This window comes from Streptomyces sp. NPDC093065 (assembly GCF_044754585.1).
GTDB lineage: Bacteria > Actinomycetota > Actinomycetes > Streptomycetales > Streptomycetaceae > Streptomyces.
The window spans coordinates 68,037-84,318 of record NZ_JBIVPJ010000017.1 but is presented as its reverse complement, the minus strand read 5'-3'; the positions used below and the strand labels follow the sequence as shown (position 1 = coordinate 84,318).

General features: G+C 71.9%; 13 protein-coding genes. 7 read left to right on the top strand and 6 right to left on the bottom strand.

Annotated elements, in window-relative coordinates; all coding sequences use genetic code 11:
* Positions 1-21: 21 nt before the first annotated feature.
* Positions 22-1,011, bottom strand: coding sequence for a WD40 repeat domain-containing protein (locus ACIQFU_RS26610; RefSeq protein ID WP_402554690.1), 990 nt, complete (start codon positions 1,009-1,011; stop codon positions 22-24).
* Between the two features lie 100 nt (positions 1,012-1,111).
* Between ACIQFU_RS26610 and ACIQFU_RS26605 the strand changes: the two genes are divergently transcribed.
* From ACIQFU_RS26605 to ACIQFU_RS26595, 3 genes are all read left to right on the top strand, one after another.
* Positions 1,112-1,792: a GDSL-type esterase/lipase family protein gene (locus ACIQFU_RS26605; protein WP_402554689.1), complete on the top strand. Its 681-nt coding sequence runs from the start codon at positions 1,112-1,114 to the stop codon at positions 1,790-1,792.
* 108 nt (positions 1,793-1,900) lie between these two features.
* On the top strand, positions 1,901-2,494 hold the full coding sequence (locus ACIQFU_RS26600; RefSeq protein ID WP_402554688.1) for a Uma2 family endonuclease: 594 nt from the start codon (positions 1,901-1,903) through the stop codon (positions 2,492-2,494).
* A gap of 52 nt (positions 2,495-2,546) precedes the next feature.
* On the top strand, positions 2,547-3,539 hold the full coding sequence (locus ACIQFU_RS26595; RefSeq protein WP_402554687.1) for an aldo/keto reductase: 993 nt from the start codon (positions 2,547-2,549) through the stop codon (positions 3,537-3,539).
* 136 nt (positions 3,540-3,675) lie between these two features.
* Here ACIQFU_RS26595 and thpR read toward each other — a convergent pair whose 3' ends face one another.
* From thpR to ACIQFU_RS26580, 3 genes are read right to left on the bottom strand one after another with little or no spacing between them, the layout of a single operon-like run.
* Positions 3,676-4,248: an RNA 2',3'-cyclic phosphodiesterase gene (gene thpR, locus ACIQFU_RS26590; protein WP_402554686.1), complete on the bottom strand. Its 573-nt coding sequence runs from the start codon at positions 4,246-4,248 to the stop codon at positions 3,676-3,678.
* 51 nt (positions 4,249-4,299) lie between these two features.
* Complete coding sequence (locus ACIQFU_RS26585; protein ID WP_402554685.1) at positions 4,300-5,673, bottom strand: MFS transporter; 1,374 nt, start codon at positions 5,671-5,673, stop codon at positions 4,300-4,302.
* Positions 5,674-5,700: 27 nt separating this feature from the next.
* A complete protein-coding gene (locus tag ACIQFU_RS26580; protein WP_003974639.1) occupies positions 5,701-6,138 on the bottom strand; it encodes a MarR family winged helix-turn-helix transcriptional regulator in 438 nt (145 codons plus the stop codon).
* 150 nt (positions 6,139-6,288) lie between these two features.
* Between ACIQFU_RS26580 and ACIQFU_RS26575 the strand changes: the two genes are divergently transcribed.
* Complete coding sequence (locus tag ACIQFU_RS26575) at positions 6,289-6,477, top strand: ribbon-helix-helix protein, CopG family (protein ID WP_102929817.1); 189 nt, start codon at positions 6,289-6,291, stop codon at positions 6,475-6,477.
* A gap of 10 nt (positions 6,478-6,487) precedes the next feature.
* Here ACIQFU_RS26575 and ACIQFU_RS26570 read toward each other — a convergent pair whose 3' ends face one another.
* Positions 6,488-7,945, bottom strand: coding sequence for an NCS2 family permease (locus ACIQFU_RS26570; RefSeq protein WP_402554776.1), 1,458 nt, complete (start codon positions 7,943-7,945; stop codon positions 6,488-6,490).
* A 203-nt stretch (positions 7,946-8,148) separates the two neighbouring features.
* Here ACIQFU_RS26570 and ACIQFU_RS26565 point away from each other — a divergent pair, with 203 nt between their 5' ends.
* The 3 genes from ACIQFU_RS26565 (at position 8,149) to nhaA (ending at position 12,962) form a co-directional block, all read left to right on the top strand.
* On the top strand, positions 8,149-8,445 hold the full coding sequence (locus tag ACIQFU_RS26565; protein WP_402554684.1) for a DUF2530 domain-containing protein: 297 nt from the start codon (positions 8,149-8,151) through the stop codon (positions 8,443-8,445).
* A 118-nt stretch (positions 8,446-8,563) separates the two neighbouring features.
* Positions 8,564-10,972: a cation-translocating P-type ATPase gene (locus tag ACIQFU_RS26560; RefSeq protein ID WP_402554683.1), complete on the top strand. Its 2,409-nt coding sequence runs from the start codon at positions 8,564-8,566 to the stop codon at positions 10,970-10,972.
* A gap of 88 nt (positions 10,973-11,060) precedes the next feature.
* Entirely contained in the window at positions 11,061-12,962 is a 1,902-nt protein-coding gene (gene nhaA / locus ACIQFU_RS26555; RefSeq protein WP_402554682.1) for a Na+/H+ antiporter NhaA, read from the top strand.
* A 16-nt stretch (positions 12,963-12,978) separates the two neighbouring features.
* Here nhaA and ACIQFU_RS26550 read toward each other — a convergent pair whose 3' ends face one another.
* Complete coding sequence (locus ACIQFU_RS26550) at positions 12,979-16,107, bottom strand: sacsin N-terminal ATP-binding-like domain-containing protein (RefSeq protein WP_402554681.1); 3,129 nt, start codon at positions 16,105-16,107, stop codon at positions 12,979-12,981.
* Positions 16,108-16,282: the final 175 nt, after the last annotated feature.

The following is a 16,282-nucleotide window of genomic DNA, read 5'->3' as shown; positions in this document are numbered from 1 at the left end:
GCCCCGGCCGCGGCGAACGGGTCAGCGGCGCCGGAAGACCCGGCGTAGGCCGAACAGGGCGGCGAGCGCGACGAGCAGCCCGACCGCTCCGACCTTGAGCGTGTTCCCGCCCGGTCCGTCGGCGTCCGCACCCGAGGCGTGGGAACCGGAACCCGATCCGCCGCCCGAGTCGCCACCGCTGCCGGGCACGTCCTCGGCCTTGACGGGGCTGTTGGCCCCCTCCATGCCGAGCAGCAGCTTCCTGCCGTCGGTCGTGTAGGTGGCGGACTCGCCCTGCCCCAGGGGCACGCTGATCCGCCCCTCGCGCTTGATCTTCCCGCCGTTCCAGTCGTACCAGATGCCCCCGAGGTAGCCGCGCACGGCGAACTGCTCGCCGTCCGGGGAGAACGCCGCGTCCGTGGCCCAGAGGTCCACGGGGACGGTGGGCCTGAAGACGTTGGTGCCGGAGGACGACAGCTTCGCCGGGCCCTCGTACAGGTGCCCGCCGTCCTCGTGCTTGTCGATGATGTAGACCCGCCCGGTCTTCGGGTGGACCAGCATCGACTCCGCGTCGCGGGAACCGTCGGAGTACTTCACGACGTACTGCGTCGCCTTGACGGTCTGGTCCTTCAGCTCCTTCGGCTCGGGCAGCTCGTAGATCCACACGTACGGCCAGGTGACGCCGTCGTTGTCGCCGATGTCGCCGACGAAGATCTTGTTGCCGGGGCCGATGCCGATCGCCTCGACGTCACGCGGCGTGCCGACGCCGGACAGCGCGACGCGGGCGACGGTCTCGCCGGTCGCGCCGTCCACGGCGTAGATGTACGGGCCGGTGTCCTGGTCGTTGTGCGTCCAGTAGATGCCGGGGTGCTGGCGGGAGGCGGCGAGGCCGCTGGACTCGGTGATGCGCGGGTCCTTGATCGTGAACCCGTCGCTGCCCGCAGGCCCGTCCTCCCCGTCCGCCGCTGAGGCGGGCACGGCGAACGCCCCCACGAGGAGGGCCGAGGCGAGGAGGGCGAAGGGTCGGCGCATGCGCCAAGCCTGCCATCCCGCGCGGGCGTTCACGTCGGCGGTCACCCTGCGTGGTCGGGCTCACATCGCGCCGGCCAGGCCGATCGTCCATGATGAGCGGATGCTCAGGTTCATGTTCGTCGGTGACTCCATGACGATCGGGAGCGCCGGCGAACACACGTGGCGCTACCGGCTGTGGCAGCACCTGCGCGACTCCTACGGCCGCCCCTTCACCTTCGTCGGCCCGCGCGAGACCCTCCACGACCAGGTGACGGACGCCCCCACCTCGTACGCCTACGCCGAACCCGGCTTCCCCCGCGCCCACCTGGCCGGCTGGGGCGAGGGCTGGCACCACATGACCCCGCTGATCGCCGGGACGGTACGGTCCTGCCGCGCGGACGTGCTCCTGGTCTCCCTCGGCCTGATCGACCTCGGCTTCTACACCAACGCCGAACAGACCGCCGCCAACGCCCGCGCCTTCGTGGCGAACGCCCGCTCGGCGAACCCGCGCGTCCGCGTGGCCGTGATGCCGGTGCTGCACAACATCCGGGTGGAGGCCGACGACTCCTTCGCCGAGCAGGTCACCGACTTCAACGCACTCCTCGCGAAGACCGTCACCGACCTCGACGACCCGCGCTCCCCGCTGCTGCTCGTGCCGCCGCCGGTGCCGTGGGACTTCCACACGGACACCTACGACGGCACGCATCCCAACGAGAGCGGCGAGCACCGGATCGCGGGCGCGTTCGCGACGGCGATGGACGAGGAGTGGGGGCTGGGCGGGCCGTACACCGCCTCCTCGTAGGAGCCCGCACCTCTGGCATATGCGCGTCCTCCCGTGTCCCGGTCGCCGTGCGTATCGTTGTACCGCGCGGCTGTACTCGTCGTTGGGGCGTCCGGGAGGAGCGCCACGATGACCGTCCTTGACGACAGGATCGCGATGGCCGAGAGCGACAACACGCGTCGACTCGACGAGATGTTCGAGCGACTCGAGAGGATGCCCGTCCCCGAGGGTTACAAGGTCGAGATCGTCGGGGGGGTTGTCTACATGGCACCGCAGCGGGACATCCACTGGGAAACCATCCGCGAAATCCTTTGGGCTCTGGTAGATCACTTCGGACGGCGGCAGGCGAGGATCTTCTCGGACGTCCGCATCGACTTCCCCGGCCACGAGAACGGGTTCTGTCCGGACGTCGCCAAGATCAAAGCTGGGGCGAAGAAGGACGACAACGGCAAGTGGCGCTACGAGGATGTCGAGTTCGTGGCCGAGGTCATTTCCAGAGGCACGGCGCGGAACGACTACGAAGCCAAGAAGACCGCCTACGCCCTCGCGGAGGTACCGGTCTATCTCATCGCCGACCCTTATGCACGCAGGTGCCGCCTGTTCACCGAGCCCAAGGACGGCACCTACGTGACCGACACCTCCATCGAGTACGGCGGAGTCGTAGACATGACAAACACGTACCTGGGACTCACTCTCGAGACAGCCGACTTCCCCCGCGACTGACCGCCCGCGCCCGCTTGCCTGGAGCGCACTCCAAGTCGTTGGCTTGGGGACCATGAAGTACACGCAGCTGGGACGCACAGGACTCAAGGTCGGCCGGCTCGTCCTCGGGACGATGAACTTCGGTCCGCAGACGGACGAGGCCGACAGCCACGCGATCATGGACGCGGCGCTGGACGCCGGCATCAACCTCTTCGACACCGCCAACGTGTACGGCTGGGGCGAGAACAAGGGCCGTACCGAGGAGATCATCGGCAACTGGTTCGCCCAGGGCGGCGACCGGCGCGACCGGACCGTCGTCGCCACCAAGGTGTACGGCAACATGGGCGCCGACGGCGAGGCGTGGCCCAACCACGACAAGCTGTCCGCGGTGAACATCCGGCGGGCGGTGGACGCCAGCCTGAAGCGGCTGCGGACCGACCACATCGACCTGTACCAGTTCCACCACATCGACCGTGCCACCGGCTTCGACGAGATCTGGCAGGCGATCGACACACTGGTCCAGCAGGGCAAGGTGCTCTACGCCGGGTCGTCCAACTTCCCCGGGTACAAGATCGCGCAGGCCAACGAGACCGCCGCCCGGCGCGGCGGGACCATCGGGCTGGTCAGCGAGCAGTGCCTGTACAACCTGGCCGAGCGCCGCGCCGAGATGGAGGTGATCCCGGCCGCGCGGGACTACGGACTGGGCGTCATCCCGTGGTCGCCGCTGCACGGCGGGGTGCTCGGCGGGATCATCAGGAAGGAGGTCCAGGGCGGGCGCCGGGCCTCGGGGCGCGCGGCCGACACCCTGGCCGACCCGGCGAAGCGGGCGCAGATCCAGGCGTACGAGGACCTGCTCGACAAGCACGGGGTGGAGCCCGGCGAGGCCGCGCTGGCCTGGCTGCTGACCCGGCCCGGCGTGACGGGTCCGATCGTGGGTCCGCGCACCGCCGAACAGCTCGCGTCGGCGCTGCGGGCCGTGGAGCTGGAGCTGTCGCAGGAGCTGCTGGCCGGGCTCGACGAAATCTTCCCGGGCCCGGGGCCCTCGCCGGAGGCCTTCGCCTGGTAGCGGCGGTGGGGTGAGCGGGGGCGGCCGCCCGCAGGCGGGTCAGCCGAGGGCCGCCGCCAACGCCACCACCACGAGCATCAGCACGAGCACACCGGCCATGATCCGGTTTCGGGTCTTCGGGTCCACGCCCCCGAGCCTAACCGGAGGCGCCGAGCGGACTGCGGGCGACCGCCTCGTAGCGGGGCTGCTCGCCCGGCACGCCGGAGTCCGGCAGGGTGCTGCGCACCAGTGCCAGGTCGGTCACGGTCCAGGTGGGGCCGGTGAAGCCGGCCAGCGCCTCGACGCAGGGGCGTACGTCGAAGGGCTGCCTGCTGCGGGCCAGTGTCAGGTGCGGCTTGTAGCGCCGGTGCTCCCCCGTCGCGACGCCCGCCCTGCGCCCCGCCGACTCGGCGCGCTCGGCCAGCAGCCGCAGGGTCGCCAGGCCGCCCTCCGCGCCCGCCCACAGCGCCCGGCCCCGCCCGAACTGGCCGCCGCCGCGCAGCGCCAGCTCGAAGGGCGGGGTGCGGTGGGCCGCCCGCTCCAGCCGGGCCGACAGGCCGGGTACGAGGTCGTCGTCGACCTCGCCGTAGAAGGCGAGGGTGAGGTGCCATCCCGGGCGGCCGGTCCAGCGCAGTCCGTCCGCGCCGGGCAGCCGGCGCAGCGCGGCCACCTCGTCGGCGAGCGCGGCGGTGACGTCCTCGGGCGGCAGCACGGCGGCGAACAGTCTCATGCCGCCAGCCTCGCAGAGCCCCGCCGCCCGGGCCGCGGGATTCCCGAGCCCCTAAGCCACCGGTGCCAGCGCCTCCTGCCGCTTGCGCGGCACGAACCGGACCTGCGGGTGGCCGCGGTGCCAGCCGACGGACAGGCGCAGGTTGCCGACCCGGGCCAGGACCAGGCCGATGACGAGTGCGGCGCTCGCCGCCACCGCGCCGCCCGCGGCGAAGCCCGCCCGGGCGCCGTAGGTGTCGGTGACCCAGCCGACGATCGGGGCGCCCACGGGGGAGCCGCCGAGGAAGACCATCATGTACAGCGCCATCACGCGGCCCCGCATGGCCGGGTCGGTGGACATCTGGATGCTGGTGTTGGCGGTGACGTTGACCGTCATGCTGAAGACACCGATCGGGACCATCAGCAGCGCGAAGAGCCACAGCTCGGGCGCGGCCGACGCCACGATCTCCAGGGCGCCGAAACCGAGCGCCGCCGCGATCAGCACGCGCAGCCGGGCCGTGCCGCGGCGGGCGGCGAGCAGGGCGCCGGCCAGCGAGCCGACGGCCATGAGGGTGTTGAAGAGGCTGTACGCCCCGGCGCCCGCGTCGAAGACGTCGTCGGCGAAGGCGGACAGGAAGACCGGGAAGTTGAAGCCGAAGGTGCCGATGAAACCGACCAGCACGATGGTCCAGATCAGCTCGGGGCGGCCGGCGACGTAGTGCAGGCCCTCGCGCAGCTGGCCCTTGCCGCGCGGGGTGCGCCGCACGACGTGCAGCTCGCGGGCGCGCATCAGCAGCAGGCAGCTGAGCGGCGCGACGAAGGACAGGCCGTTGGCGAGGAATGCCCAGCCGGTGCCCACGCCGGTGATCATCACACCGGCGACGGCGGGACCGACCAGGCGGGCGGACTGGAAGTTGGCCGAGTTCAGACTGACCGCGTTCTGCAGCTGGTCCCGGCCGACCAGCTCGGAGACGAAGGACTGACGGGCCGGATTGTCGAGCACGGTGGCCAGGCCCATCGCGAAGGCGGCGACGTAGACGTGCCAGACCTGGACCTGGCCGCTGAGGGTGAGGACGGCGAGGGCGAGCGCGGACAGGGCCATCGCGGACTGGGTGAACAGCAGCGTGGTCCGCTTGCGCCAGCGGTCGACGAGGACGCCGCCGTAGAGGCCGAAGAGCAGCATCGGCAGGAACTGCAGGGCGGTGGTGATGCCGACGGCGGCCGAGGAGCCGGTGAGGCTGAGCACCAGCCAGTCCTGGGCGATGCGCTGCATCCAGGTGCCGATGTTGGAGACGACCTGGCCCAGGAAGAACAGGCGGTAGTTCCTGACCCTCAGGGAGGAGAACATCGAGCCCTTGGTCGCGCGAGAGGCGTCGGGCGTGCGGGTGGTCGGGTCGTCCTGGCCGTCAGGTGCGGGGGCGGAAGCTGCTCCGGATCCCGTACTCAAAAAGGTTCGCCTCCTCGCGAGAACTGCCTACTTGTGTGCGAGCTTCTCCAGCACGGGGGCGGCGGCGCGCAGTTTCGCCCACTCGTCCTCGTCGAGGCCCTCGACCAGCGTGGCCAGGAAAGCGTTCCGCTTGCGGCGGCTCTCCTCGAGCATCACCACGGCCTGCTCGGTCTGCGTCACGACCTTCTGGCGCCGGTCCTCGGGGTGCGGCTCCAGCCGGACCAGACCCTTGGCCTCGAGCAGCGCCACGATGCGGGTCATCGAGGGCGGCTGGACGTGTTCCTTGCGGGCCAGCTCGCCCGGGGTCGCGCTGCCGCAGTTGGACAGGGTGCCCAGCACCGACATCTCGGTCGGGCTGAGCGACTCGTCGACCCGCTGGTGCTTGAGCCGACGGGACAACCGCATCACGGCGGAGCGCAGGGAGTTCACGGCGGCGGCGTCGTCGCCATGCTTGAGGTCCGGCATGTTCCTTAGCGTAACTCATTAGTCTCGCGAAATACCACCGCTCAACCGCCCGTTTGCCCGTGACGCCCGCCACTGAAACCCACAGTTCACCCGTACGAGTGAGTCGATTCCGGAAATCGGAGCATCACCCGGCGGACCGGGGCGACCCTCGTGCTCATGGGGACCAGCGTGCTCAGCCTGCGGATGGACAGGGAGCTGCTCGACCGGCTCCGGGACCATGCGGCGAAAAGAGGAATGAGCGTCCAGGACTATGTCGTCCGGACGCTCATTCGGGATGACTTCGACGAGCGGTTCCAGTCCGCCGTGGAGGAGACGGAACGGTTCTACGGGGTGCCCTGACCCCGCGGGATCAGGTCAGGCCGAGGGCCGGCATCAGGTAGTAGAAGGCGAAGACCACCGACACCACGTGCATCGCCACCGGCACCTCGCGGCCGCGTCCGGCCGCCAGGCGCAGCACCGAGAAGGTGATGAAGCCCATGCCGATGCCGTTGGTGATCGAGTAGGTGAACGGCATCATCAGCATCGTCACGAAGGCCGGGATGGCGACCGTGAAGTCCGACCAGTCGATCTCCCTGATCGACCCGGCCAGGATCAGGAAGCCGACCGCGATCAGCGCGGGGGTGGCCGCCTGGGACGGGACCATGGTGGCGACCGGCGTGAGGAACAGCGCCAGGGCGAACAGCGTGCCGGTGACGATGTTGGCGAAGCCGGTGCGGGCGCCCTCGCCGACGCCGGCCGTGGACTCCACGAAGCAGGTGGTGGCGGAGGCGGAGCTGGCACCGCCCGCGGCGACCGCGACGCCGTCGACGAACAGGACCCTGTTGATGCCGGGCATCTGGCCCTCGCCGTCGGTCAGCTTCGCCTCGTCGCTGACGCCCATGATCGTGCCCATCGCGTCGAAGAAGCACGACAGCAGCACGGTGAAGACGAACAGCACGCCGGTCAGCACGCCGACCTTGCCGAACCCGCCGAACAGGCTGACCTCGCCCACCAGCCCGAAGTCGGGCGTGGCGACCGGGTTGCCAGGCCACTCGGGGGTGGTCAGGCCCCAGGACGGGATGTCGGTGACGGCGTTGATGATCATCGCGACGCCGGTCATCACCACGATGGAGATGAGGATGGCGCCCGGGGTCTTGCGGACGATCAGCGCGAGGGTCAGCAGCACGCCGAGCACGAAGACCAGGACGGGCCAGCCGTGCAGGTGCCCGCCGGTGCCGAGCTGGATCGGGACCGTGGTCTGGGCGGCGTCCGGAATCCGGGTGATGAAGCCGGAGTCGACGAGCCCGATGATCATGATGAAGAGGCCGATACCGATCGCGATGGCCTTGCGCAGGCTGTAGGGCACGGCGTTCATCACGCGCTCCCGCAGACCGGTGGCGACCAGCAGCATGACGACGAAACCGGCCAGCACCACCATGCCCATGGCGTCCGGCCAGGACATCCGCGGGGCGAGCTGGAGGGCGACGACGGAGTTCACGCCGAGGCCGGCGGCGAGCGCGATCGGGACATTGCCGATGACGCCCATCAGCAGGGTGGTGAACGCGGCCGTCAGCGCGGTCGCGGTGACCAGCTGACCGTTGTCCAGCTGGTTGCCGTACATGTCCTTCGCGCTGCCCAGGATGATCGGGTTCAGCACGATGATGTAGGCCATCGCGAAGAAGGTGGCGAAGCCGCCGCGGATCTCACGGGGCAGGGTGCTGCCGCGCTCGGAGATCTTGAAGTAACGGTCGAGGCCGTTCTGCGGGGGCCGCCGGTCCTCCGGCGGCTCGGGGGACGGGGGGACCTTGGCGGTGGCCGAGGTGGACATGCGGGACCTCATGCACCAACAGGTTCCCCCACGGCCTTGTCGGTGTTCCTATTGGTGTTTTCTACGAATGAAAGCGGTCAGAGACAAACGGGTTCAGTATGAACGTATGAGCCACTGATCGCTATCTCCGCGCGTAGACCCGCGCAGCCGCAGTGTGGCGCCGCGCCGTCAACCCGTTCGCACGCTCCTCGTAAGCTGTACGCATGACGAAGTGGACACCCACGCACGAGGCGCCGGAGCCCCTGGAGGGCCCCGTGGTTCCGACCATCGTCGGCGGCACCATCCTCTGGTTCGTCCTCTTCCTGGTGCAGCTGCCCTTCTACGGCTGGTTCGACGACCACGGGCACACCTGGTGGGTGTGGACCTGCCTGGCCGGGGCCGGCCTCGGCCTGATCGGCATCTGGTACGTCCGGGGGCGCGACGCCGCGATCAAAAGGGACGCCACCGCACAGGGACCGCGGGACGCCGAGGGCGCGCAGGCGGACCGGCCCACCGCATAGCGCCTGGAGCCGGAAGTAGTACCAGGGCAGCACACCGCGCCGGTACGCCTCGTACCCAGGGTGGATCTTCTCCGCACTCGATGGGTGAAGCCGTAAAACCGCACGTACCGTCGAATGCATGACGCACCTCGACGCGGACAGACGCGACCCCGCGCACCCCGCGCACGCCGTTGACACGTCTTCGCCCGTGACCGGCCTCACGGCGGCCGGGGTCGCCGAACGGATCGCGCGCGGCCAGGTCAACGACGTGCCGGTGCGCAGCAGCCGCTCCCTGGCCGAGATCGTCCGCGCCAACGTCTTCACCCGGTTCAACGCGATCATCGGCGTGCTCTGGGTGATCATGCTGTTCGTCGCGCCGATCCAGGACAGCCTGTTCGGTTTCGTGATCCTCGCCAACACCGGCATCGGCATCGTCCAGGAGTGGCGGGCCAAGAAGACCCTCGACTCGCTGGCCCTGATCGGCGAGGTCCGGCCGACGGTGCGCCGGGACGGGAAGCCCGCCGAGGTCTCCACCTCCGAGATCGTGCTGGACGACGTCATCGAGATCGGGCCCGGCGACAAGGCCGTCGTCGACGGGGTGTGCGTCGAGGCGGACGGGCTGGAGATCGACGAGTCCCTGCTGACCGGCGAGGCGGACCCGGTGGTCAAGCAGCCCGGCGACCAGGTGATGTCCGGCAGCTTCGTGGTCGCGGGCGGCGGCGCCTTCCGGGCCACCAAGGTCGGCCGCGAGGCCTACGCCGCCCAGCTCGCCGAGGAGGCCTCCCGCTTCACACTGGTCCAGTCCGAGCTGCGCTCGGGCATCTCCACGATCCTCAAGTACGTCACGTGGATGATGGTCCCGACCGCGATCGGCCTGATACTCAGCCAGCTGCTCGCCAAGGACAACGAGCTGGACGACTCGGTCGCGCGCACCGTCGGCGGCATCGTGCCCATGGTCCCCGAGGGCCTGGTCCTGCTCACCTCCGTCGCCTTCGCGATCGGCGTCGTCCGCCTGGGCCGCAAGCAGTGCCTCGTCCAGGAGCTGCCCGCCATCGAGGGACTGGCCCGCGTCGACACCGTCTGCCTGGACAAGACCGGCACCCTCACCGAGGGCGGCATGGACGTCACCGGCCTGCGCCTGCTCGGCGGCGCCGACGAGGCGTACGTCCGCACCGTGCTGGGCGCCCTCGGCCAGTCCGACCCGCGGCCCAACGCCTCCCTCCAGGCGATCGTCGACGCCTATCCGGTGGCCGATTCCGCCGGTACCTGGCGGTGCACGGGCTCGCTGCCCTTCTCCTCCGCCCGCAAGTACAGCGGCGCCACGTTCGACGAGGGCGAGGGCACGTCCAGCACGTGGCTGCTGGGCGCCCCGGACGTGCTGCTGGCCGAGGACGACCCGGCGCTGGCCGAGACCGGACGGCTCAACGAGCAGGGCCTGCGCGTCCTGCTGCTGGCCCGCGCCGGACGCGCACTGGACGAGTCCGGGGCCGCCGAGGGGGCCGAGCCCACCGCCCTGGTCGTCCTGGAGCAGCGGCTGCGCCCGGACGCCGCCGACACCCTGCGCTACTTCGCCGACCAGGACGTGAGCGCCAAGGTCATCTCCGGCGACAACGCGGTGTCGGTCGGCGCGGTGGCCGCGAAGCTCGGGCTGTCCGGGTCCGCCGTCGACGCGCGCCGGCTGCCCGCCGAGCGGGAGGAGATGGCGGGCGCCCTGGACGAGGCCACGGTGTTCGGCCGGGTCACCCCGCAGCAGAAGCGGGACATGGTCGGCGCCCTCCAGTCACGGGGCCACACGGTCGCCATGACCGGCGACGGTGTCAACGACGTCCTCGCGCTCAAGGACGCCGACATCGGCGTGGCGATGGGATCCGGCTCGGAGGCGACCCGCGCGGTCGCGCAGATCGTGCTGCTCGACAACAGCTTCGCCACGCTGCCGTCGGTGGTGGCCGAGGGCCGCCGCGTCATCGGCAACATCACGCGCGTGGCGACCCTGTTCCTGGTGAAGACCGTGTACTCGGTGCTCCTCGCGATCCTGGTGGTCTGCTCGCAGGTCGAGTATCCGTTCCTGCCCCGCCACCTCACCCTGCTCTCGACGCTCACCATCGGCGTCCCCGCCTTCTTCCTGGCCCTCGCCCCGAACAAGGAGCGGGCCAGGCCCCACTTCGTACGGCGCGTGATGCGGTACGCGATCCCGGGCGGGGTGGTGGCCGGGGCGGCGACCTTCGTGACCTACCTCGTCGCCCGGCAGCACTACACCGGCCCGGACGCGCTGGACGCGGAGACCAGCGCGGCGACGCTGACCCTGTTCCTGATCTCGATGTGGGTCCTGGCGATCATCGCCCGCCCCTACACGTGGTGGCGCGTGGCCCTGGTCGCGGCGATGGGCCTGGCCTTCGTGGTGGTCCTGGCGGTGCCGTGGCTGCAGAACTTCTTCGCACTGAAGCTGGTGGGGGTGACGATGCCGTGGACTGCCGTCGGCATCGCGGTGGCCGGTGCGGGCGTGCTGGAGCTGGCGTGGCGGTGGGTGGACCGGAGGCTTCCGGTGTGACGCCGGAGCCGGCCGGTCATTCGTGGTTTCGTTCGGAATTCAAGGAGTATGGAGTCCGCCGACCCATGTGATCGGAGACATGCTCCTGATGAACCTTCGCGGAAAGAAGACCGCCGACTCGCAGTCACAGTCACGCAAAGGAGAGCTGGCGGCCCAGTTGTCGGCTCCGGTGCGGGCCTTCATGGCGACCGAGGCGGGCAGCGCCGGACTGCTCCTCGCCGCCGTGGCGGTTGCCCTGGTATGGGCGAACTCTCCCTGGTCGGAGGCGTACACCGCCCTCTGGGGAACGGACGCGTCCGTCACCGTCGGCGACGCCCGGCTGTCGATGGACCTGAGCCACTGGGTCAACGACGGACTGATGGCCCTGTTCTTCTTCGTCATCGGTCTGGAGGTGCGCTACGAGGTCTCCGTGGGCTCGCTGAACGACCGGCGCCGGATCGTGATCCCGGGCCTGGCGGGCATCGGCGGCATGCTCGTCCCCGTCGTGCTGTACCTGGCGATCGCACCCGGGGGCGAGGCCGCGCGGGCCTGGGGCGTCGTCATCGGCACCGACACGGCGTTCATGCTGGGCGCGCTCGCCGTGGTGGGCCCGCGGTTCGTCACCCAGTTGCGGGTCTTCCTGCTCGCCATCACCGTCATCGACGACATCGTGGCCGTCACGGTGATCGGCGTGGTCTACTCCGGCAGCATCAACGTGCCGGAGCTGATCGCCGCGCTCGTCCTCGGCGTCGTCCTGTCGGCGCTGACCCGCTTCGGCGTCTGGCGGGCGGCCCCGTACGTGCTGATCGTCCTCGTCATGTGGCTGGCCACCCTCCACGCCGGCCTGCACGCCTCCATCGCCGGCATGCTCGGCGGTCTCCTCATCCCCGCCCGCAAGCCCTCCCGGGAGGGGGTGGAGCAGGCGGCACGGCTCTTCCGCGCCTTCCGCCAGTCGCCCCTCGCCGACGTCGGCAAGACGGCACGCAGGGGACTCCAGCAGGCCGTCTCCGTCAACGAACGGCTCCAGACGGTCCTCCACCCCTGGTCCAGCTATCTCATCGTCCCCGTGTTCGCCCTGGCCAACGCCGGAGTCGACCTGCGCGACGGCGTCCTGACCGACGCGCTGGGCTCCTCCCTCACCTGGGCGGTGGTCGTCGGTCTCGTCGGCGGCAAGCTCCTCGGCATCTGGGGCGGCGCCGCCCTCGGCACCAGGTTCGGCATCGGCAGGCTTCCGACCGGGGTGGCGCCGGGTCACGTCCTGGGCGGTGGCGCGCTGTCCGGACTCGGGTTCACCGTGTCCCTGCTGATCGTCGGGCTCGCCTTCCAGGACCCGGACGCCCGCGCCCGGGCGACCGTCGGCGTACTGCTCGCGGCGGTGTTCGCGACCCTCGCCGGCTGGGTGGTGTTCCGTCTGGCCGCCAGGCTGAAGGGCCAGACCGACGCCGACCTGCCCCGGTACCTGGACCGCCCGGTGGATCCGAAGCGGGACCACATCCTCGGTCCCGCCGACGCACCCCTGACCCTGGTGGAGTACGGCGACTTCGAGTGCCCCTTCTGCGCGCACGCCACCGGCGTCACCAAGGAACTGCGGCAGCGCTTCGGCGACCGGTTCCGCTACGTGTTCCGCCACCTGCCGCTGACCGACGTCCACCCGCACGCCGAACTCGCCGCACGGGCCGCCGTCGCCGCCGAGGCCCAGGGGCGCTTCTGGGAGATGCACGACCTGCTCTACCAGCACCAGGACGAACTCGAGTACGAGGACACCGCCGGTTACGCCGCCGACCTCGGGCTCGACGTCGAGCGGTTCCTGCGCGACCTCGCCGCCGAGGAGACGGCCGTCCGGGTCCGCGAGGACGCCGCCGGCGCCGAGGCGAGCGGTGTCCGCGGCGCACCGACGTTCTTCGTCGGCGACCGCAGACACACCGGCCCCTACGACGCGCAGTCCCTCGCCCGCGAACTGGAGGCGCTCACCGACGCGCCCTCCGGGGCCACGCGGGAGTCCTCGGGCTGACCGGCCGCGGCCCGGGTCAGTCGAACCAGCGGTCCCGGGCCAGTTCGTCGGTGCGCGACTCGTCCTCCAGGAGCGCCGCCACCTCGAAGCGGCGCGGCCACTGCCCCGCCGCCCAGGCGAGACCCGCGGCCACGCCCTCCAGCGTGGCCGCGTGGAGCACACCGTCGTCGGTCAGCCGCCAGTCGATCTCCACGCCGTCGACGACCAGCTCCTCGTGCTCCACGTACGACGCGGGGGTCCGCGACCCGAGCAGCACCCGTACCGGCTCCGGTACGCCGTGCTCCGTGCCCTCGGAGTCGACGCGGCCGGTGACGGACTCGCTCAGCCGCCGCACCTGGAAGAGTTCCGCCAGTTCGGCGGCGCGGGCCGGGCGGACCGGCAGCAGCGGGACGCCGGAGGTGAAGGGCAGCAGGTCGGGCGAGTCGACCACCACGGCGTCGGCGGCGTCCACCACCGCCACCCGCCCGTCGACCACGGCCCGTACCTCGTCCGGCAGGGTGACCTGATCCGGGTCCAGGTCGGCCAGCGCGCCGTACAGGGCGTGCAGTTGGGCGGCGGTGACCGGGCGGTCGGGATCGGCGAGGCGGTCGAGGAGTTCGGCCGCGCCGCCGGGCTCGCCGAGGAGGGCGGCGACCGAGGTGCGCACGCCGAGGGCCCGCAGCACCTGTTCGTCCTCGAAGCCGGTCGCGTCGGCCTCCTCGTACAGGCCCCGCAGCAGCGGGTCGCCGCCCGCCGCGCGCAGACCGGCCGGGCGGCGTCCGCCGAGCACAGGGTGCCCGCGCAGCCACCACGCGGTGTACGGCCGTACGACCTCGTGGGTGCCGTCGTGCAGCAGGATCCGCACCGGCTGGACCAGCGCGTCGCGCAGGGGCGGCCGGGACAGCAGGGCGAGCGCCTCGGGCCAGCGGTCGTCGTCCACGAGGTCGAGGTCGCGCACGGCGACGATCTCGGTGGCGACCGGCGGGACGGGACTGTCCGGGAAGCGGTCGAGGACGTCCTCGCTCCACACGTCCACGGCGTCGAGGAGTCCCGCGTCATCGGGGTCGGCGAAGTCCCCCTCGCGGGGCTCCAGTTCGTCGGGGTCGAGGACGACGTCGGTGGCCCGGACGAGGGCGAAGGTGACGAGCACCCCGCAGGCGGCCAGCGGCTCGGACCCCCACTTCTCGGCGAGTTCGGTGTCCACGGCGGCGAGTTCGTCCTCGCGCATGACCTGGGCGAACGGCCCGCCGGGGAAGACCAGCTCGCCCGCCGGGGAGAGTTCGCCGTCCTCGTCGGGCAGGGCGAGGGCGCCCAGCCAGGGCTCGTCGCCGGGGTCGAGTCCGGCGTCGCGGACCAGGCCGAGGACGGTGTCGGCCAGTTCCTCGGCGTCGAGAGCGTCGTCCTCCCAGTTGGCGGCGCCCTCGTCGTCCAGTGAGGCGGCGACGGCGGCCCGGACCTGCGGGGTGGTGAGCACGGCGCGCGGGGTGGCCGGGAGGGCGCCCAGCTTCTCCAGGAGCGGATGCGCGGCGTCCGGGTGGGCGACCTTGAGGCCGAGGCGGGTCAGGACCTCCGGGTCGAGGGAGGCGGCCTCCGGGGAGGGCAGCAGCACCTGCCGGGGACCGATGGTCGTACGGCCGTCGGCCAGCGGCACCGGCAGTCCGGAGAGCCGGTCGGGGTCGACCCCGGCGAGGCTGTCGTAGAGACCGCGCCACCAGGCGGGGGCCTTCTCCAGGCCCGCCAGCCGGTCGATCGCGTCCGTCAGCGGCACCCGGGCCACGCCCAGCGTGCGCAGTTCGGCGCGGCGTTCGAGACCGGCGGGCAGCAGCGTCGGCAGCACCTCGGCCAGCACCCGCACGGTGTCGGCGCCCGCGCCCTCCACCACCTCGGCGTCACGGGGGCGCAGGGACTCCGGGAGGTCGTCCTCCTCGTCCCGGCCGCCGGAGGGAAGCGCGGGCGGCAGGAAGGAGGTGCGGGGCAGCCGGCCGAGGACCGCCTGCCGCAGCGCGCCGTCCAGTTCGCCCCGGCCCAGCGCGCCGGGCACCAGGTCGATGAGACCGGCGCCGACCGGCCGCCAGTCGGCGAGCAGCCCGGCGTAGGCGTCGGCGGCCCGTTCCGTCAGAAAGTCGGTCAGCGGTCCCGGCGCGGTGTGCCGGCGGGTGGCGTCCAGCGGGAAGGACGCGATGAGCAGCGCGGGCACGCCGAGCGGCTCGTCGCTGGGGGTGGGCGCGTGGACCACGGGGCTGGTGCGGGGGCGGACGGGAGCGCCGTCGGCGTCCACGGGCACCGCCCAGGTCACCGACCAGTGCGGGCGCAGCCGCTCCTCCACCGGCCGGTCGGCGAGAAGGTCGGGGGTGAGGGGGCCGTGCGCGGCGGCGGTGCGCCAGCGGGTGACGCCGTGCGCGGAGTCCTCCACCACGGTCAGGGCGTCCTCGGTACGGCGGGAGAGGGTGCGTGCCTCGTCCCCGGCCTCGATCACCACCTCCTCCAGGCCCGGCAGGGCGAGGAGCAGGGCGTCGTCCACCGCGTGCAGGAGCCGTTCAGCGAGGTCGGCGGCGGCCGTGTCGCGCAGCGGGAGGATGACGGCCGTGTCGTACGGGTCGGGGGCGCTGCCCTCGGCGGGGAACGGCAGCCGCAGCAGCGGGACGTGTCCGTCGCGCCGCCGGATCTCGTCACCCAGGCCGGGGCTGTGCCGGGCGGTGTCGGCGGCCAGGTCGCGGGCCTCGGCCAGCGACCAGCGCACCCCGCCGTGCCGGCCGACGACGGCGGGCTCGTCGGTGACGGCCAGGACGGCGGCGAAGCCGACCCCGAACCGGCCGACCGAGCCGTCCACCGCGTCCCGCTTGGCGGAGGCGCGCAGCGTGGACAGCGACTCGACGCCGGCCGCGTCCAGCGGCGCACCGGTGTTGGCCGCGACGAGGACACCGTCGCGCAGGGTCAGCCGGAGCCGGCCGGGCACACCGGCGCGCGCGGCGGCGTCGGCGGCGTTCTGCGCGAGCTCGACGACCAGCCGGTCGCGGTAGCCGCCGAGGACGAGGTCCTCCTCCGCGTTGGCGTCCTCACGGAACCGGGCCGGGCTCGTCGCCCAGGCGTCCAGCACCCCGCGCCGCAGACGTGCCGTACCGAACGGGTCCGCGTCCTCGGCGGCAGGCCGTACGAACATGCTCACGGTGACTCTCCTCATCGACGGACCACGAAGGTACCGCCCACTCAGCCCGTCCGATGCTGTGTGGCCCCGGCCGGCATCATCCGGCCCGTCCGGCGTTCGAGGACGAGGCCGTCAAGGCCGAAGGGGGGTCCGGGGGCACAGCCCCCGGGGAGGCGAGCCACCACGCACCCGCACC